Below are 18,381 nucleotides of genomic sequence, written 5' to 3' on the forward strand. Positions count from 1 at the left end.
GGCCGGCGCGAGCTCCGCGCCTGCCTGATCGGTCAGCGGCGGGTGGACACCGTCACGGTGAACTTGGTGTTGCGGCCCACCTGATGGGTCGGGCCCACGATGCGGGTGAGGGCGGGGCGATAGCCGAGGTGGGTGTTCCACACGGTCCACAGTTCGCCGCCGGGGCGCAACACCCTGGCCGCATCCTCGAACAGCTTCAGGGCGATGCCCGCGTGCACCGACGATCCGATGTGGAACGGCGGGTTCAGCAGGATCAGCTCCGCTGACGCATCGGGTTGCGCGCTCAGGGCATCGTCACGCAGCACCCGCACCCGCTCCGCCACGCCGTTGGCGGCCATGGTGGCCGCCGCGGAGGCGACGGCGGCGGCGGACTGGTCGCTCGCCACCAGCTGCAGGCCGGGACGGCGCTGGGCGAGGGCGGCCGCGAGCACCCCGGTGCCGCAACCCAGGTCGATCGCGGTGACGGCATCCGGCTTCATGCGGTCGAGGAACTCGAGCAGGTAGCGGGTACCGATGTCGATGGTGGTGCCGGCGAACGCGGCCCCGTGTGCGCAGACGGTCAGACCCAGGTCGGCATGCACAACCGAGCGGGGCCACTCCGACTCCCCCGGCTCAGACCGGATCGGCTGCGTGGCGAGGAGAACCCGCGATTTCTGGCGGGCCGGAGTGACGTTGAGCTCGCCGAAGTGCCGGCGCAGCACCTCGTTCATGGCCACGGTCATGTGCTTGATGCGGCCGCCGGCGACCACGGTCACGTCGCCAGCGGCGAAGCGGGCGATGGTCCCGGCCAGTTCGTCGAGCGCGGCCAGGCTGCGTGGCAGCTGCAGCAGCACCAGGCGCGCCCCGGAGAACAGCTCGGCACCCAGCGGCACGTGCCGGTACGCACCGGTGAGGCCGGTCAGTTCGGGCACGGTTCTCGCGAGTTCGGCCGCGTTGTGATCGAGGGCGTGTTCGCCCGAGAGCGCGTCCTGGTAGACGCGCACATCCGGCTGCCCGCCCAGCTGCGTTGTCAGCTGCGCCGCCGCCGCGAGCGTCACGGCACCATAGTGGTCCTCGAGCACCACGACCTCGCCGGCGCCGGCCGTGGCCAGCCCGGCCGCCGCCGCATCGAGGATCAGCCGGTCGCTCGCGTCGACGGCAAAAAGATTGGTCGCCTCGACGTCGGGCCAGCGGCGCAGGCGCTCGAACGGAAAATCAGGCATCCGCTCAGAATAGTCGCCCGCCATCCGCCGTGAACCCGGCCAGAGCGCCGAACGGCTCAGCGAGGGCGGTGCGGCGTGGGACAATAAGAGACCCCTGCTCACCAAACCGTCACGGACACCGCACCTTATGGCCCACAACCTCAGCGATCTGCAGATCGCGCGCCTCGTCGGGCCACAGGCATATTCGCGCGGGGTGCGTTACGCCAAGGAGGGCCGGGTCGAAGACCAGGTCTGGCAGCTGGGCGGCAGCCGGCTGCTCGGAACCGTCGGCGGCACCCAGGCCCGACCGTATGACGTCACGGTGACCTTCCAGCAGGATTCCACCGGCACCGTGGTGCGCGCCTCCGGCACCTGCAGCTGCCCGATGGGCCTCAACTGCAAGCACGTCGTCGCCCTGCTGCTGGCCAGCCGGTCCACGGCCGCCGACCTCGCCCGCGCGCGCTCGGCGGATTCCCAGCGACCCCACACCAGCGCCCCCGCCACCTGGCAGAGCGCACTGGCGCCGCTCACCCGGGCGCCGGAGGCCGAGCCCACCACGGGCACCGCCCTGGCCCTGCAGTTCGAGTTGCTGCCGCCGCCGCGCGCCGCGCGCCTGCCCACCCCCAGCGTGTCGCTCGCCCGCCTGGGCGTGCGTCCGATGGTGCGCGGCAAAAAGGGCAAGTGGATCCGCGGCAACCTCACCTGGGACAACCTCTCCTACTCGCGCGGCATGCTCAACCGCGCGCAGCTGCGGGTGCTCTCCGCCATCTTCGAGCTCTACTCCTCCGGCCAGCGCTACCACGTGACCACCGACCCGTGGCTGCACCTGGACGGCTTCGCCAACCGCGCCCTCTGGGGTCTGCTCGGCGAGGCCCGCGAGGCCGGTATCCCGTTCATCGGCACCACGCCCGGCCAGGACCCGGTGACGGTCTCAAACGAACCCGCCGAGCTGTCGCTCGACATCCGTCGCGACCACGGCGGCCTCACCCTCTCCCCCACGGTCTCCCTCGACGGCCGGCCACTCGACCGCAGCGCCCTGGGTTACATCGGCGACCCGGCCCACGGCCTGTTCACCTGGACGACCAGCAGCACCGACGTTCGCCTCACCATTGCCCCGCTCGCGCGCCAGCTCGGCCGCGACCTGCGGGTGCTCGCCTCGGCGCACACCCCCATCACGATTCCCCCGGACGAGGAGAACGTCTTCCTCGCCGACTTCTACCCGTTCCTGCGCGGCCAGCTCTCCCTGATCAGCACCGACGAATCGTTCGACCTGCCCGACACCGCCCGCCCGGTGCTGGCCCTGTCGATCAGCGCCCAGGCGGATGCCCGCATCGGCCTGCACTGGGACTGGCAGTACACCGGCGGTCCCGGCGGCGCGGGTGCCCCGGCCATCGCGCCCCTGCGCGGCCCGGCCACCGAGGACGCCCCGGCCGGCTACCGGGACACGGCCGACGAGGCGCGCATTCTTCATGCCATTAGCGGCATATTCGAGGGTTTCCCCGCGCATCAGCCTGCGCTGTTCGCCGCGGAGCTAACGGGTTCCGGCGGCGCTGCCGACTCCCCGGGCATCCTGCGCGCCGACGCCACCCTTGACGGCGCCCGCATGATCGAATTCCTCGACACTGTGCTGCCGGTGCTCGAGGCCGCGGACGACCTGCTCGTGCAGTTCGTCGGTGAGGCCCCGGAGTACCGGGAGGCCGCCGAGCCGCCCACGCTCACCTTCGCCACCTCGGCGCGGTCCGAAAGCCGGGACTGGTTCGACCTCTCGGTGCGGGTCACCGTCGACGGCGAGGACGTGCCGTTCGACGAGGTCTTCAGGGCGCTGGCCACCGGCCAGGAACTGATGATCCTGCCCGACGGCACCTACTTCAGCCTGGACCGGCCCGAACTGCAGCAGCTGCGCCACCTCATCGAAGAGGCCCGCGGGCTGCAGGATTCCCCGAACGACTCGCTGCGCATCAACCGGGCCCAGTCCGACCTCTGGGAGGAGCTGCAGGACCTCGGCAGCGCCGAAGCGGAGGCCGCCGCCTGGCGCGACACCCTCGCCGGACTCGCCGACGGCGCCACGATCGCCCACCGGGAACTGCCCGCCGCAGTGCACGCGTCGCTGCGGCCCTACCAGCAGACCGGGTTCGACTGGCTCGGCTTCCTCTACGACACCGGCCTCGGCGGCGTGCTCGCCGACGACATGGGCCTGGGCAAGACCCTGCAGGCCATCGCCCTGATCGTCGACGCCCGCGAACGCCAGACCGAGCGCCGGCCGTTCCTGGTCGTGGCGCCCACCAGTGTGGTGCACAACTGGGCCACCGAGTGCGCCAGGTTCGCCCCCGGCCTCTCGGTCGCCGCCATCACCGAGACCACAGCCAAGCGCGGCGCATCGCTGGCCGAGGCCGTGACCACCGCGGATGTCGTGATCACCTCGTACACCCTGTTCAGGCTCGACTTCGACGAGTACGACGCCGTCAACTGGGCTGGCCTGCTTCTCGACGAGGCCCAGTTCGTGAAGAACCACAAGTCGCGGGCGCACCAGTGCGCCAAGCGCCTGCAGGCCCCGTTCAAACTCGCCATCACCGGCACGCCGCTGGAGAACAACCTGATGGAACTGTGGTCGCTGCTCTCGATCACCGCTCCCGGCCTGTTCCCCAGCGCCGCCCGGTTCTCCGACTACTACCAGCGGCCCATCGAGACACAGGCCGACGGCGACAGGCTCGGCCAGCTGCGCCGGCGCATCCGCCCGTTCATGCTGCGCCGCACCAAGGACCAGGTGGCCAGCGACCTGCCCGCCAAGCAGGAACAGGTGCTCGAACTCGAGCTGCACCCGCGCCACCGCCGCGTGTATCAGATGCACCTGCAGCGGGAGCGCCAGAAGGTCCTCGGCCTGCTCGGCGACCTCAACCAGAACCGGTTCGAGATCTTCCGGTCGATCACGATGCTGCGACAGCTCAGCCTGGATGCGAGCCTGTACGACGACAAGTACGCCGACATCCCCTCGAGCAAGCTGGATGTGCTCATGGAGCTGCTCGAAGACGTTGTCGCCGAGGGCCACCGCACCCTGATCTTCAGCCAGTTCACCGGCTACCTCGCCAAGGTGCGCACCCGCCTCGACGCCGCCGGGGTGACCTACTCCTACCTCGACGGGCGCACCCGCAACCGGGCCGCGGCGATCGACGGGTTCAAGAACGGCGACACCTCGGTGTTCCTGATCAGCCTCAAGGCCGGCGGCTTCGGTCTCAACCTCACCGAGGCCGACTACTGCATCCTGCTCGACCCCTGGTGGAACCCGGCCGCCGAGGCGCAGGCCGTCGACCGGGCACACCGCATCGGCCAGACCAAGAACGTGATGGTCTACCGCCTGGTGGCCACCGACACCATCGAAGAGAAGGTGATGGCGCTCAAGGCCGTCAAGGCCAAACTCTTCGACAGCGTCATGACCGATGGCGCCACCCGCGGAACCGGCCAGGGGCTCACCGCCTCCGACATCCGCGAACTGCTCGAGTAGCCCCGACGTGACCGACCTTCCCGCCGAGCCGGCGGCCGATGCCGCGCTCGACCGCGCCGTCGAGGCCCGGGAACGCATGAAGCAAGCCGCCCAGCGCGCCCACCGCAGCCGTTCGGTTCGCGCCTCCGCCCGGCTCGGGCTGCTCGCCAACGGCCTGGTGCACGCCCTGATCGGTGGAATCGGCCTGCGCATAGCGAACGGCCAACCCGGCGAGGCCGACCAGCTCGGTGCTCTGAGCGCCATCGCCAACGGCCCGGGCGGCATTGCCGTGCTCTGGCTGTCCACGGTGTCGCTGTGGGGCCTGGCGCTCTGGCAGGGCACCAACGCCGCGTTCAGCGTGGCGCCCAATCGACGCATCCTGGTCTTCCGCCGCTCCCTGAACGTGGGCAAGGCCCTCGGCTTCGCATTGCTGGGCACCGTCACGTTCGCCGTCGCGCTCGGCGCCAGGGCCGGCGGCGCCGAGACGGTGCGTCGCGCCGACGACGCCATCGTGGAGAGCCCTGTCGGCCTGTTCCTGCTGCTGGTCGTGGGCAGCACCGTGGCCATCATCGGCGGCGGCCTGGTCTGGCGTGGGCTGCGACGCAACTTCCGCGAGGAGCTGCGCTATCTCTGGGGGCCCACCAAGCTCGTCGTGCTCGGCCTGGGCGTGTTCGGCCACGTCGCCAAGGGGGTCGCGTTCCTGGTCACCGGCGGGCTGCTGCTCGCCGCCGCCGTGTTCGCCGACGTGCGCTGGGTGGGCGGCCTGGACGCCGGCCTGCGCTACCTGCTCACCCTGCAATCCGGCCCGATCCTGCTGAACATCGTCGCGGCGGGCCTGATCGCGTTCGGCCTCTACCTCGTGGCCCGGGCGGCGTTCCTCCGGCACTGAGCCCGGCACCGACCGTCCAGCCTGGGAGTTGGATGCGCGCCCGACGATCTGCTTCAATTTCGAAGTACTCTGTGGGCATGGACATTCGCGAGATCCCGCTCACCGCCGCCGACGGCTCCACCACCTCGTTGGCCGCATACGCCGACAAGGTGGTGCTCGTGGTCAACGTCGCCTCCCGCTGCGGCCTGACGCCGCAGTACGAGACCCTCGAGCAACTGCAGCGCAGCTACGCCGACCAGGGCTTCACCGTGCTCGGCTTCCCCTGCAACCAGTTCGCCCTGGGCGAGACCGGCTCTAGCGAGAAGATCGCCGAATTCTGCTCCACCACCTACGGCGTCACCTTCCCGCTGATGGAGAAGACCAAGGTGAACGGCGGCTCCCAGCATCCGCTCTACGCCGAGCTCACCCAGACGCCGGATGGCGCGGGCAAGGCCGGCAAGGTCAAGTGGAACTTCGAGAAGTTCGTGATCTCGCCCTCCGGTGCGGTGCAGCGATTCCGCCCGACCACCCTGCCCGACTCCCCCGAGGTCATCGCGGCGATCGAGTCCGGCCTGGCGGAGCTGAAGCCCGCCGCCTAAGTCGTAGGCACCCCGTAGGAGGCCGCGCTGTGCATCTCGATGGCCACATACGGTTCGTCACCGACCACCCGGGCGTTGTGCCCCGGCGGAATCAGGTAGGAATCACCGGCGGTGATGGTGGCCGTGGTGCCGTCGTCGAGCATGGTTTCCAGGGTGCCGGACACGCAGTAGCCCACGTGCAGAAGCTGACAGGAGTCGGTGTTCACCACCGGCTTGATATTGTCGGCCCAGGTCCAACCCGGCTGCATCGTCATGCGGCCGATTGAGAACTCATCCAGGTGGTTCAACTCCAGCAGGGTCTTCTCGGGCGAGCGGAGCTCGTCGGGAGTTGTGTGCGACTTGACCTGCAGGGTGTGGGTGGTGGTGGACATGGTGTCTTCCCAACTCTGGCGGGCCGATCGAGAGAGGTCGGACACGCGGCCCACCCTGGCATGCCTGGCCCGTGACCGAGCCAGACTAAACCCGCCGGGCGAGGCCTGATAGCCCTGGGTTCTCCGCGCGCACCACCGGTTGCGGCGGGCGCTAGGAACCGAAGGCCAGGCGGGCGGCCGCATAGGTAGCGGCGACCGTCGCGGTGCCAGCGCCAGTGCCAGTGCCAGTGCCAGGAGCGGCATCGGGGGCGTCGAAGCGGCGCACCGGTTGCGCGGCCAGGTCGCCGACCGCCGGGTTCCACGCCGGCCAGCCGGTGTCTCCGTCACGGATGAACGACACCGCGGCACCGTGCACCTCATCGGCCAGCCGCTGGGACGGCGCGGGGCCGGCCAGCGCCGCCACCCGCGGGGCATCGAGCGCGTCGAAGAAGAACGGCAGGTCGAGGCAGTGCAGCGCCCCACCGTAGATGGGCGAGCGCCAGGAGAACGCCCAGAGCCAGGTGGGCGCCGCAGCCAGTGCCGCAGCGGTGGCGGCTGCGGCGCCGGCTGCCTCGGCCCTCGCCTCGGCGACCCTCAGCATGACGCCGCGGATGGCGCGGTCGGAGGCGAACTGGCCGAGCAGTTCGGCGGTGCCGAGCTGGGCGTGGGCCACGGCGTACGCCCGCGCCGACGACGCGGCGACGCCGAGACGGCCGAGTACCTCCGCGGCGTCTTCGCCGGCCAGCTCGTCGGTGAGGTCGGTCATGGCGAAGTTGAATTCGTGGTCGGTGCTGCCCAGCATGAGCGGCTTGGCGGCGCCGATGCCCGCCCGGACGGCGTCGACGGTGGCCAACGGGATCAGGTCGCCGTCGACGACCGGCCCGAACGGGAGACCGGCGACGAGGGCGTTCGCGATCTCGCCCAGCGGCCCGGCCGGGGTGCCTTCGGCGAAGGCCGTTGCCCGCGGCTGCTCGGCGAGGATCTGGTACTCGGTGAGCGCCCCGAGTGCCGCCCGGGTGGGCGCAACCCCGGCCAGGTCGGCCAGGCGCCGGCCGGTCTGCTCCGCCTGGGCGGGCGAGAGATAGGTGGGCACCCCGGAGATCACGATCGCCCGCGCGAACAGCGGTTGCGCCCGCGGCATCGTCAGCAGGGTGAGCACGGCGCCGCCGCCCGCGGATTGCCCGGCGACAGTGACCCGGGCCGGGTCGCCGCCGAAGAAGCGGATGTTGTCTCGCACCCACTCGAGCGCCAACAGCCAGTCGAGCACGCCACGGTTCAGCGGCGCATCCTCGATCCAGCCGAAGCCGTCGAAGCCGAGCCGGTACGAAACGTTCACGGTGACGACACCGTGCCGGTTGAAGCTCGCGCCGTCGTACCAGGGGCTTGCCGCCGAGCCGGAGGTGTAGCCGCCGCCATGGAGGTAGACCAGCACGGGCAGGCCGGCACCGGCCGGGGCCGGGTCGGGGGTGAACACGCTCACGTTCAACGTCGACTCGCCGGGATAGCTGGGCTCGGGCACCAGGGTGGTGTCGCCGCCGTCGATGCGTTGCGGAGTGGCACCGGGGCTGCCGGCATCCCGAACACCGGCCCAGGCCGGGTGCGGCAGCGGGGCCGCGAAACGCAGCTCCCCGACCGGCGGGGCGGCGTAGGGAATGCCGAGGAACGCTGTCGAACCTGCCCGTCGGACGCCGCGGACGACGCCCGCCGTTGTCGTGATCTCGACGGGGTTCATGGGGGCGCCCTTTCACTGTGACGACGATGTGGGAAGGCGAACAGGTTAGCGCGGAGAACGCCGCCGGTCTGGCCCCGGCGACGGCCGGCGCGCAGAATGGATGCGCCACACCGCGGTGAGCATTCGCCGTGGACCGTTCACGCGCGAGGAGCACACTATGGCGAACCTGATCTGCACCTTCATCACCTCCCTGGACGGCTATGTGGCCGACACCGAGGGAAACTTCGACTGGAGCACCCCGAGCGATGAGGTGCACACCTTCGTCAACGACCTCGAACGCTCGGTGGGGACCTACCTGTACGGCCGCCGGTTGTATGAGGTGATGGCGGCCTGGGAGACCATGCACCTGGATGACGACGCCCAGCCCGCGGTGATGCGCGACTACACCGCGATCTGGCAGGCCGCGGAGAAGGTCGTCTACTCCAGCACCCTGGCCGAACCAATCAGCCGGCGCACCCGCATCGAGCGCAGCTTCGACCCTGAGAAGGTGCGGGCGCTCAAGGAATCGGCCACGGCCAAGCTGTCGATCGGCGGACCGCATCTGGCAGCGCAGGCCCTCGCGGCCGGGCTGGTCGACGAGCTGGCGCTGTTTGTCTCCCCCGTCGTGGTGGGCGGCGGCACGAAGGCCCTGCCCGACGGCCTGCACCTCGGTCTCGAGCTGAAGGACGAGTACGCGTTCCGGAACGGCGTGGTGTACCTGGGCTACCGCGTGCTCCACTAGCGGCACACGATAATCTGAGGCTGCGCCGGCACACCCGGACCCACCAGATTGGACCAGACAATGACGCCTGACCGTGCTCCTGACCGCTCGATCGCCGCGACCACCCGCGCCCTCGTGATCGGGGAGGCCCTCATCGACATCGTGCGCCGCCCCGGCGCCGAGCCGGTGAGCCACGCGGGCGGCAGCCCGATGAACGTGGCGTACGGGCTCGGCCGACTCGGCGTGCCGACCACCCTGGTCACCCAGATCGGGGCCGACCCGTTCGGCGAGATCATCGCGGAGCACCTGCGTGCGGCCGGCGTCGACCTGCTGCCGGGGTCGGTCACGACCGGCGCCACCTCGAGCGCCACCGCCATCCTGGATGCGACCGGCGCCGCCACGTACGACTTCGACCTGCGCTGGGAGCTGCCGCCGGTGGCGCTGCCCGCCCCGTGCACCCTGATCCACACCGGCTCGATCGCCGCGATCCTGCAGCCCGGCGGCCAGGCCGTGCTGAGCGCGTTCACCAGCGCCCCGGCCGGCACCCTGCTCAGCTACGACCCCAATGTGCGGCCCGGCATCATGGGCAGCCGTGACGACGTGGTGCGGGCCGTCGAAGAGCTCTCCAGGGCCGCGCACGTGGTGAAGATGAGCGACGAGGATGCCGCCTGGCTCTACCCGGGACGCAGCCTGGACAAGATCGCCGGGGACTACGTGGCGGCCGGGGTGGCACTGTTCGCCGTCACCCGCGGCGGCGACGGTGTGCTGCTGCGGGCCGGCGGGGCCACGGCCGAGCTGGCCGCGCATCCGGTGACCGTGGTCGACACCATCGGCGCCGGCGACTCGTTCATGTCGGGGCTGCTCTACGCGATCCTCGTGGACGACGACACCGAGGCCATCCTGCAGAACACCCTCGGCGCCGCCGACCTCAAACGCGTGGGCCAGACCGCCCTGGCGAGCGCGGCGATCACGGTGTCGCGCGCGGGCGCCAACCCGCCCACGGTGGCGGAGCTGTTCGCACGCTGACCGGCGATGCAGACTGCGTGGGGCAAGTCAATCCCCTTGAACGCTGCGGTCACCCTGGCTTTACTGTGCGTACGTTGTCCCCATTAAGTGGGTCTCTGGCAGCGGGTAACAGGAAGTTTGGTGCGACATGGCGGTCACAACAACCGATACGGCTGTGCAAGTCTCGGTAGAACTCACTCCCACGGATGGAGTGGTGATCGAGGGTAATTCGCTGGGCGTGACCATCCGCATCACCGCGCTGCGGCCGGCGTTGATCGAGCAAGCCGAGCTGACCCTGATCCGCAAGGTCAACTACACCTACGGCCGCGGCAACATCTATGGCGGGGTGTTCCCCGCCCGCGAACGCACCACCGAGCTGCTCAACACGGTCACGGTGCCGGCACCGGGTGCGATCCCGGCCGGCCAGACCCGGGTATTGACGGCCAGCCTGAGCATTCCCACCGACGGCCCGGCCTCGGTGCGCGGAGACCTGATCGACGTGGGCTGGTCGGTGCGCTGTGTCCTCAAGGCCGCCGGCGGCCAGATCATCAAGCGCGAACGCCTGATCGACGTGCAGTCCTGGGGCCAGACCAGCGCCACCGACATCGGCCATCCCCCGATCGGCGAACACCTCGGACAGGTCGCGCTGGAGTTCATCGCGCTGTCCTCCCGGGTGCTGGAACCCGGCACCCCGCTCACGGGCATCCTGCGGGTGCGTCCCCGCGACGAGATCGCGACCCGGGGCGTGCGCGTGCAGCTTGTGCGCTGCGAGGAGGTGTGGGGTGGTCCCGGCCAGGTCGCCGACCCTGACGCGAGCGAATCCGAGGGCTACCGGCACGCGGAGGCCGTCACGGCCGCCGTCGTGGTGGGACCCGCCGGGATGCTCACCCCGGGCACCGTGGTCGACCTGCCCTTCACCGTTGAGACGCCCGCCGGTCTGCCCGCACCGTCGCTGTCCATCGGCAACCTGCACGTGCGCTGGGAGATTCGGGCCGTCGTCGACCTGCCGCTGCGCCTGGACCCGCAGCTCTCGCTCGACCTGCTCGCCGTCACGGCCAGCCGGCAGCCGAGTGATTCCCGTCGTCCAGGGGCCCTCGACACGGACTGAGCACCGGTTTCGAAAGATTGAGAAGCCGGAGTGCTGGATCGCATCCGGTTCTCCTGTTGGACAGTGGGCGCGCAGCAGAGCAGCCTGAGGTTATGGAATACACACACCTCGGTCGTTCCGGCCTGTCGGTTTCGCGGCTGTGCCTCGGCACCATGAACTTCGGGCCCGAAACCGACGAGCCCACCTCGTTCGGCATCATGGATGCGGCCCGGGCGGCGGGCATCAACTTCTTCGACACCGCCAACGTCTACGGGTCCAAGCAGGGCCGCGGCGCCACGGAGAGCATCCTGGGCCGCTGGTTCGCGCAGGGCGGCGCGCGCCGCGACGACACCGTGCTGGCCACCAAGGTCTACGGCACGATGTCCGACCTTCCTAATGACGGCAAGCTGTCGGCGCTGAACATCCGCCGCTCGCTGGACGAGAGCCTGAAGCGCCTGCAGACCGACCACATCGACCTGTTCCAGTTTCACCACGTGGACCGGGACACCCCGTGGGACGAGATCTGGCAGGCCATGGAGACCGCCGTGGCGCAGGGCAAAATCCTTTACGCCGGCAGCAGCAACTTCGCCGGTTGGCACATCGCCACCGCGCAAGCCGAGGCCCGCAAGCGCAACTTCACCGGGCTGGTGAGCGAGCAGTCGCTGTACAACCTGCTCAAGCGCGACATCGAGCGTGAGGTCATCCCCGCCGCCCAGGCCAACGGTTTAGGCATCCTGCCCTGGTCGCCGCTGGAGGGCGGCCTGCTCGGCGGGGTGCTGCGCAAGGAGCGGGACGGCAGCCGCCGGGTCTCCGGCGCCAACGCCGAGAAGCTCGAAAAGAACCGGGCGGCCATCGGCGCCTACGAGGACTTCGCCGCCGAACTCGGCACCGAACCCGGCGACCTTGGCCTGGCCTGGCTGATGCACCAGAGCGCGGTGACCGCGCCGATCATCGGCCCGCGCACCATGGCGCAGCTCGAGGCCGGCCTGCGCGCCGTGGACCTCAAGCTCGACCAGGCGGCGCTGAGGCGGCTGGACGAGATCTTCCCCGGCTACCGGACCGCACCGGAAGACTACGCCTGGTGAGCGCCGGGCTGAGTGTTCTGTTCATCGGCGGCACCGGCGTGATCAGCGCCGCCGCGGCCGAGCTGGCCGTGGCGCGCGGCCACCGGCTCACCGTGCTCAACCGTGGCCGGTCGGGCCTGCGCCCGGTGCCCGCCGCCGCTGAGGTTCTCATCGTGGACGTGCGGGATGCGGCCGCGGTGCGGGCCGTGCTCGGCGAGCGCACCTTCGACGTGGTCGTGGACTTCGTGGCGTTCACCCCGGAGCATGTGCGGGCCGACATCAGTCAGTTCGCGGGTCGGTGCGGCCAGTACCTGTTCATCAGCTCGGCCTCGGCCTACCAGAAGCCGCCGGCCGCCCTGCCGGTGCGGGAGTCCACTCCCCTGCAGAACCCGTTCTGGGAGTACTCCCGCGACAAGGCGGCCTGCGAAGACGTGCTCATGGCGGCGCACCGGGACGAGGGCTTCCCGGTCACCATCATCCGCCCGTCGCACACCTACGACCGCACCCAGATCGCGCTGCTGGGTGGTTGGACCGACATCCACCGGATGCGCACCGGGCAGCCGGTGGTGGTGCACGGCGACGGCACGTCGCTCTGGACCCTCACCCACGCCACCGACTTCGCCAAGGCGCTGGTGGGCCTGTTCGGCCGGTCGCAGGCCGTGGGCGACAGCTTCACGATCACCTCGAACGAGTACCTGCCCTGGGACGCCATCTACGCCGAGTACGCCCGCGCCGCCGGCGCTCCAGCGCCACAGATCGTGCACGTGGCCAGCGACACCATGGCGGCCGAGAACCCCGAGTGGAGCGGCCCGCTGCTGGGCGACAGGTCGCACTCCGTGATCTTCGACAACACCAAGGTCACCGCCCTGGTGCCCGACTTCGTCTGCACCACCCCGGTGGCCCTGGGCTTCCGCGAGGCGATCGCCTGGTTCGACGCGCATCCAGAGCAGCAGGTGGTGGATGCGACGCTGAACGCCACCCTCGACAGGCTCGTCAGCGCGCACTCGACCCGCTGAGCGGCGGCGGCGGGGAATTCCCTCACGCCGGCCGTGTTGACCTGTAGTACCGACCCGAAGCTGGAGCACCCATGACCGCCATCGTCCACCTCGCCCTGCACCTCGACCCCGCCGCGCTCGACGTCGCCCCGGCGATCCTGAACGAGGTTCTCACCGCGACCCGCGCCTGGCCGGGTAACGAGGGAATCGAGGCCATCGTGGACGACGCCGATCCGACCCACGTGATCGTCGTGGAGAAGTGGGCCACGGCCGCGGACCACACCGCATACGCCGCGTGGCGCACCACCCCGGACGGCGTCAGCCGGCTGGGCGAGGTGCTCGCCGGCGTGCCGGTGAAGACCGTTTTCTCCGGGGGCATCCCGCTGGCGTTCTGACCGCTGGCCTTCTCACCGCGTCGTTCGCGCGGTCAGGCGGCCGTGCCCACGCTTTCGATCGGCACCCGGTTCGCAACGGCGGCCTGCGCGGCGGCGACGTCTTCGAGCAGCTGCGCGAGGAACGCCGACGCGGCCGGACTGGGCTCGTCGGCGACGGCCACGGCCACTGCCCACTCGGGAACGCTCGCCGGCAGCGGCACCGCCACGAGGTCGTCGGGCCGCTTGAGCGCGAAGCTGGTGGGCACGATCGCCACACCCAGGTTGTAGCCCACCAGCTCGAGCAGCGGATGCACGTCGTTGACCTCCATGGCCGCCCGGTACTCGAAACCGGCAGCGGCGAAGGCCCGCCGGGCCAGCATATGGGCGCCCCAGCCGGCCTGGAAGCCGATCAGCGGCTCGGCTCGCAGGGTCTCCAGGTCGGCCTCGGCCAGGGCCGCGACCGGGTGGTCCGGGTGGCAGAGCACCACCATTTTCTGGCTGCTCAGCCGGTGCAGCCGCACCCCGGGCGGGGTGTCCCCGGTCACCACGACGAGCGCCACATCGGTGGTGCCGCTCGCGACGCCCTCGATGAGCTCCACCGAGCCCAGCTGACGCAGCCGCACCTCCACACCCTGGTTGGCGGTGCGGAAGCGGGCGAGTTCGGCGGGCAGGTCCACGGAGCCCAGGCACGGCTCGGCGCCCACGGTGAGGCGTCCGCGCATGAGGCCGCGCACCGCGGCGACGGCGTTCTGGGCGGCGGCGGCGCTGGCCAGCGTGCGGAGCGCATCCGCCAGCAACGCCTGACCGGCGGCCGTGAGTTCGACCCGGCGGGTGCTGCGGATGAACAGGGAGGTGCCCAGCTCGATCTCCAGAGCCCGGATCGACGCGGACAGGCCCGACTGGGAGATGTGCAGCAGCTCGGCCGCCCGGGTGAAGTGACGTTCGTCGGCGACCGTCACGAAGTGTTCAAGCTGGCGCAGTTCCATTCAGCAAGCGTACAACTCAGTGCGGGGCCGGCCAGAATCTCTACTTGTCGAGGGGGCGCCAGATCACGATCTGGTTGGAGCGCCGGGCGCGGGTGCCGGCGCGCATCGAGATGACGTCACCGGCCGAGCCGGCCGCGAAGACGCGGTGGCCCGGGCGGCTGAGCATCTCGTCGGCCAGCGCCGTTTCGAGTTCACCGACCCGGCTCTGCAGCACGCGCACGGTGTCTTCCAGCGCGAGAATGCGCCGGATGCCTTCCAGGCTCACACCCTCGGCACCCAGGTCCGCGATCTCCCGCAACCGGGCCACGTCGCGCATTGAGTAGCGGCGCGAGCGGCCCGGTGTGCGATCGGGGCTGACGAGTCCCATCCGGTCGTACTGCCGCAGGGTCTGCGGATGCATGCCCGCCAATTCCGCGGCCATACTGATCACGAAGACCCGGGTGTTCTCGTCCATCGCTGGTGTCAGCCCTTGGCCCTGGCGAGCAGTTCGTCGCGCGGGTTCTCCTTGGGCAGCGCCTCGTTGAACGCGAGGAGTTTCTCCTCGGCGTCCTTCGACAGGTGCGACGGCACGGCCACCTGGACCTCGGCGAGCAGGTCGCCGGTGCCCTTCGGGGTGACCACACCGCGACCCTTGACCCGCAGCACCCGCCCGCTGGGGGTGCCGGGCGCCACGCGCAACTTCACCGGGGGCCCACCCAGGGTGGGCACCTCGATGGTGGCGCCGAGGGCGGCCTCGGCGAAGGTCACCGGTACGTTCACGCGCAGGTTGAGGCCGTCGCGTTCGAATACCGGGTGCTTGCGCACGGAGACGGTGAGCACGATGTCACCGTTCTCGCCGCCGTCCGGGCTGGGTTGCCCCTGCCCGCGCAGCTTGATCTTCTGCCCGTCGGCCACGCCGGCGGGAATCTTGACCTTGATCGACCGACCCTCCTGCGTCTGCAGGGTGATCTGGTCGCCGTGGGTGGCGGTGATGAAGTCGACCGTGGTCGACGCGACCACGTCGCGCCCCCTGGTCGGCCCGCCCGCGCCACGGAAACCCCCGGTGGGTGTGCCGAACCGGCCACCACCGCCCTGGGCGCCGCGGCCGAACATGCCGCCGAGGATGTCGTCGAAGCCGGCCTGCTCGTAGGAGTAGCCCTGTTGTTGCCGGGCTCCTCCGCCGAACATGCCGCCGAAGACATCGTCGAAGCCGCCCTGCTGGCCGCCCTGCCCGGGGGCGGTGAAGCGAGCTCCACCGCCCATCGCGCGCACGGCGTCGTACTCCTTGCGCTGTTCGGGGTCACCGATGACCGAGTGGGCCTCGCTGATCTCCTTGAACTTCGCCTCCGCCGCGGGGTTGCCCGGGTTGGAGTCTGGGTGGTACTTGCGGGCCAGCTTGCGATATGCCTTCTTCAGGTCGGCCGCGGAGACGTCTTTCGAGACCCCGAGAACCTTGTAGAAGTCCCTGTCGAACCAGTCCTGGCTAGCCATCGCTCGGTACCTGCACGACGACCTTGGCCACCCGCAACAGCGAGGATCCGAGGTAGTAGCCGGTCTCGACGACGTCGCCGACGGTTTCCACGTCGATGTCAGGCGTGGGCATCTGGAAGATGGCCTCGTGCACGGTGGGGTCGAACACGTCGCCGACGGTGCCGTACGGCTTGAGGCCGATGCGCTCGGTGCTGGCACGCAGCTTGGCGGCGATGGTCGCGAAGGCGGTGTCACCCTCGAGGTCGCCGTGCTTCTCGGCCCGGTACAGGTCGTCAAGCACCGGCAGCAGCACCTTGACGACTTCGCCGGTGACGCGCTCGCGCTCGATCTCCCGGTTGGCCTCGGTGCGCTTGCGGTAGTTGGCGTACTCCGCGGTGACCCGCTTGAGGTCGGCGAGGTGTTCGCTGGAGGGCTCGGCTGCTTCGAGGTCGGCCGCGTCCAGGATGTCCTGCACGGTCAACTCGTCTTCCTCGATGCCCTCGGCGTCAGCCGCGTCGACGAACTCGGCCGGGGCCTCGGAGTCCGGCCCGCCCGCCGCGGGGGCGCCCGATTCGGGCGCTCCCGCAGCAGCAGCAGACTCGTCTTCGGGACGGGATTCGTCCGGACGGTTGGTGTCGCTCATTACTTCTTCGCTTCGTCCTCGTCGTCGACAACCTCGGCGTCGACAACGTCTTCGTCGGGGTTGCCCGACTCGGCGGTGGGCTCGGCGGTCTCGGACTCGCCGGCCGCGGCATCCGCCTGGCTGGAGGCGTAGATGGCCTCGCCGAGCTTGCCCTGGCTTTCGGTGAGCTTGTCGAACGCGGTCTTCACAGCGTCGTCGTCGTCGCCGGCGAGAGCGGACTTGAGAGCGTCGACGTCGGCCTGCACCTCGGACTTGACGTCCTCGGGCAGCTTTTCGTCGTTCTCCTTGATCAGCTTCTCGATCGAGTAGGCGAGCTGCTCTGCCCCGTTGCGGGTCTCGGCGGCTTCGCGGCGGCGCTTGTCCTCTGCCGCGTGCTCTTCACCCTCGCGCACCATGCGCTCGATGTCTTCCTTGGCCAGCGCGGTGCCGCCGGTGATGGTCATCGACTGCTCCTTGCCGGTGCCCTTGTCCTTGGCGGATACGTGCACGATGCCGTTGGCGTCGAGGTCGAAGGTGACCTCAACCTGCGGGATGCCGCGCGGTGCCGGTGCGATGCCGGTGAGCTCGAAGGTGCCCAGGTTCTTGTTGTCCCTGGTGAACTCGCGCTCGCCCTGGAAGACCTGGATGGCCACGGACGGCTGGTTGTCGTCGGCCGTGGTGAAGGTCTCGCTGCGCTTGGTCGGGATGGCCGTGTTGCGCTCGATGAGCTTGGTCATGATGCCGCCCTTGGTCTCGATACCGAGAGACAGCGGGGTGACGTCGATGAGCAGAACGTCCTTGCGCTCGCCCTTCAGCACGCCGGCCTGCAGTGCGGCGCCGACGGCGACGACCTCATCGGGGTTGACACCCTTGTTCGGGTCCTTGCCACCGGTCTCGGCCTTGACGAGCTCGTACACGGCGGGCATACGGGTGGAGCCACCGACGAGAACGACGTGCGCGATGTCCTCGACCTTGACGCCGGCCTCGCGGATGACGTCCTGGAAGGGCTTCTTGGTGCGGTCGAGCAGGTCTTCGGTCATCTTCTCGAACTGGGCGCGGGTGAGCGTCTCGTCGAGGTTGGCCGGACCGTTCTCCGTCAGCGAGAGGTACGGCAGCTGGATGCTGGTGGACATGCTGCTGGAGAGTTCCTTCTTGGCCTGCTCCGCGGCTTCCTTGAGGCGCTGCTTGGCGATCTTGTCCTTGGAGACGTCGACGCCGGTGGAGTCCTTGAAGCGCTTGATCAGGTGGTCAACGATGCGCTGGTCCCAGTCGTCGCCGCCGAGGCGGTTGTCACCGGCGGTCGAACGCACCTGAATGGTGCTGAAGTCGTCGTCCTTGCCCACTTCGAGGAGGGAGACGTCGAAGGTTCCGCCACCGAGGTCGAAGACCAGGATGAGCTCGTCTTCCTTGCCGCGGTCCAGGCCGTAGGCCAGGGCGGCCGCGGTGGGCTCGTTGATGATGCGCAGCACGTTGAGGCCGGCGATCTCGCCGGCTTCCTTCGTGGCCTGACGCTCGGCGTCGTTGAAGTACGCGGGAACGGTGATGACGGCGTCCGTCACCTTGTCGCCCAGGTACTGCTCGGCGTCGCGCTTGAGCTTGGCGAGGATACGGGCGGAGATCTCCTGCGGGGTGTACTTCTTGTCGTCGATGCCGACGCTCCAGTCGGTGCCGACGTGGCGCTTGACCGAAGAGATGGTGCGGTCAACGTTGGTGACTGCCTGGCGCTTGGCGGTCTCGCCGACGAGCACCTCGCCATCCTTGGTGAAAGCGACCACGGAAGGCGTGGTGCGGAAGCCTTCAGCGTTTGCGATGACGGTGGGTTCTCCACCTTCGAGTACGGCCACCACCGAGTTGGTGGTTCCGAGGTCAATGCCGACTGCACGAGCCATGT

17 protein-coding genes are annotated in these 18,381 nt (G+C 69.9%); 9 read left to right on the forward strand and 8 right to left on the reverse strand.

The genetic code is table 11. From position 1 onward, the window contains the following. Nucleotides 1-32 precede the first annotated feature (32 nt). A complete protein-coding gene (locus CXY76_RS10335; RefSeq protein ID WP_104164157.1) occupies nt 33-1,202 on the reverse strand; it encodes a methyltransferase in 1,170 nt (389 codons plus the stop codon). A 127-nt stretch (nt 1,203-1,329) separates the two neighbouring features. On the opposite strand from CXY76_RS10335, the gene CXY76_RS10340 reads away from it, so the two are divergent. The 3 genes from CXY76_RS10340 to CXY76_RS10350 all read left to right on the forward strand — a co-directional run bounded on the left by CXY76_RS10340 (nt 1,330) and on the right by CXY76_RS10350 (nt 6,126). Beyond that, nucleotides 1,330-4,680 (forward strand): SNF2-related protein, encoded by a 3,351-nt coding sequence (locus tag CXY76_RS10340; RefSeq protein ID WP_104164158.1) that lies wholly within the window; start codon nt 1,330-1,332, stop codon nt 4,678-4,680. Nucleotides 4,681-4,687: 7 nt separating this feature from the next. Further along, on the forward strand, nt 4,688-5,548 hold the full coding sequence (locus CXY76_RS10345; protein ID WP_158253879.1) for a DUF1206 domain-containing protein: 861 nt from the start codon (nt 4,688-4,690) through the stop codon (nt 5,546-5,548). Nucleotides 5,549-5,625: 77 nt separating this feature from the next. Further along, nucleotides 5,626-6,126, forward strand: a complete 501-nt coding sequence (locus CXY76_RS10350; RefSeq protein ID WP_104164160.1) for a glutathione peroxidase — start codon at nt 5,626-5,628, stop codon at nt 6,124-6,126. On the opposite strand, the gene CXY76_RS10355 is transcribed toward CXY76_RS10350, so the two are convergent. Both CXY76_RS10355 and CXY76_RS10360 read right to left on the reverse strand, forming a co-directional pair. Beyond that, on the reverse strand, nt 6,123-6,497 hold the full coding sequence (locus CXY76_RS10355; RefSeq protein ID WP_104164161.1) for a cupin domain-containing protein: 375 nt from the start codon (nt 6,495-6,497) through the stop codon (nt 6,123-6,125). The genes CXY76_RS10350 and CXY76_RS10355 overlap by 4 nt on opposite strands. Nucleotides 6,498-6,648: 151 nt before the next feature. Next, nucleotides 6,649-8,208 (reverse strand): carboxylesterase/lipase family protein, encoded by a 1,560-nt coding sequence (locus tag CXY76_RS10360; protein WP_104164162.1) that lies wholly within the window; start codon nt 8,206-8,208, stop codon nt 6,649-6,651. Nucleotides 8,209-8,365: 157 nt separating this feature from the next. Here CXY76_RS10360 and CXY76_RS10365 point away from each other — a divergent pair, with 157 nt between their 5' ends. From CXY76_RS10365 to CXY76_RS10390, 6 genes are all read left to right on the forward strand, one after another. Continuing rightward, a complete protein-coding gene (locus CXY76_RS10365; RefSeq protein WP_104164164.1) occupies nt 8,366-8,929 on the forward strand; it encodes a dihydrofolate reductase family protein in 564 nt (187 codons plus the stop codon). A 60-nt stretch (nt 8,930-8,989) separates the two neighbouring features. Continuing rightward, entirely contained in the window at nt 8,990-9,934 is a 945-nt protein-coding gene (locus CXY76_RS10370; protein ID WP_104164165.1) for a carbohydrate kinase, read from the forward strand. A gap of 193 nt (nt 9,935-10,127) precedes the next feature. Continuing rightward, nucleotides 10,128-11,021, forward strand: coding sequence for a hypothetical protein (locus tag CXY76_RS10375; RefSeq protein ID WP_146073427.1), 894 nt, complete (start codon nt 10,128-10,130; stop codon nt 11,019-11,021). 92 nt (nt 11,022-11,113) lie between these two features. Next, the gene (locus CXY76_RS10380) at nt 11,114-12,085 is read left to right on the forward strand and encodes an aldo/keto reductase (protein WP_104164169.1); all 972 of its coding nucleotides are present in this window, start codon (nt 11,114-11,116) and stop codon (nt 12,083-12,085) included. Then, nucleotides 12,082-13,080 (forward strand): NAD-dependent epimerase/dehydratase family protein, encoded by a 999-nt coding sequence (locus tag CXY76_RS10385; RefSeq protein ID WP_233199697.1) that lies wholly within the window; start codon nt 12,082-12,084, stop codon nt 13,078-13,080. The genes CXY76_RS10380 and CXY76_RS10385 overlap by 4 nt, the downstream gene beginning before the upstream one ends. Before the next feature lie 71 nt (nt 13,081-13,151). Next, nucleotides 13,152-13,454 carry a putative quinol monooxygenase gene (locus CXY76_RS10390; RefSeq protein ID WP_104164172.1) on the forward strand — a complete coding sequence of 101 codons (303 nt, stop codon included), beginning with the start codon at nt 13,152-13,154 and terminating at the stop codon, nt 13,452-13,454. 32 nt (nt 13,455-13,486) lie between these two features. Here the strand turns inward: CXY76_RS10390 and CXY76_RS10395 are convergent, their stop codons facing one another. Genes CXY76_RS10395 through dnaK form a run of 5 tightly spaced genes read right to left on the reverse strand, consistent with a single transcriptional unit; the run spans nt 13,487 to nt 18,379 of the window. Next, a complete protein-coding gene (locus CXY76_RS10395; RefSeq protein WP_104164173.1) occupies nt 13,487-14,419 on the reverse strand; it encodes a LysR family transcriptional regulator in 933 nt (310 codons plus the stop codon). Between the two features lie 40 nt (nt 14,420-14,459). Then, nucleotides 14,460-14,873, reverse strand: a complete 414-nt coding sequence (locus CXY76_RS10400; protein ID WP_104164175.1) for a heat shock protein transcriptional repressor HspR — start codon at nt 14,871-14,873, stop codon at nt 14,460-14,462. Nucleotides 14,874-14,881: 8 nt separating this feature from the next. After that, nucleotides 14,882-15,889 carry a DnaJ C-terminal domain-containing protein gene (locus tag CXY76_RS10405; protein ID WP_104164177.1) on the reverse strand — a complete coding sequence of 336 codons (1,008 nt, stop codon included), beginning with the start codon at nt 15,887-15,889 and terminating at the stop codon, nt 14,882-14,884. Continuing rightward, on the reverse strand, nt 15,882-16,511 hold the full coding sequence (locus CXY76_RS10410; protein ID WP_104164179.1) for a nucleotide exchange factor GrpE: 630 nt from the start codon (nt 16,509-16,511) through the stop codon (nt 15,882-15,884). The genes CXY76_RS10405 and CXY76_RS10410 overlap by 8 nt, the downstream gene beginning before the upstream one ends. Then, nucleotides 16,511-18,379, reverse strand: coding sequence for a molecular chaperone DnaK (gene dnaK / locus CXY76_RS10415; RefSeq protein ID WP_104164181.1), 1,869 nt, complete (start codon nt 18,377-18,379; stop codon nt 16,511-16,513). Before dnaK ends, CXY76_RS10410 begins: the two co-directional genes overlap by 1 nt. Nucleotides 18,380-18,381 lie beyond the last annotated feature (2 nt).

Source organism: Cryobacterium sp. N22 (assembly GCF_002929555.1).
GTDB lineage: Bacteria > Actinomycetota > Actinomycetes > Actinomycetales > Microbacteriaceae > Cryobacterium.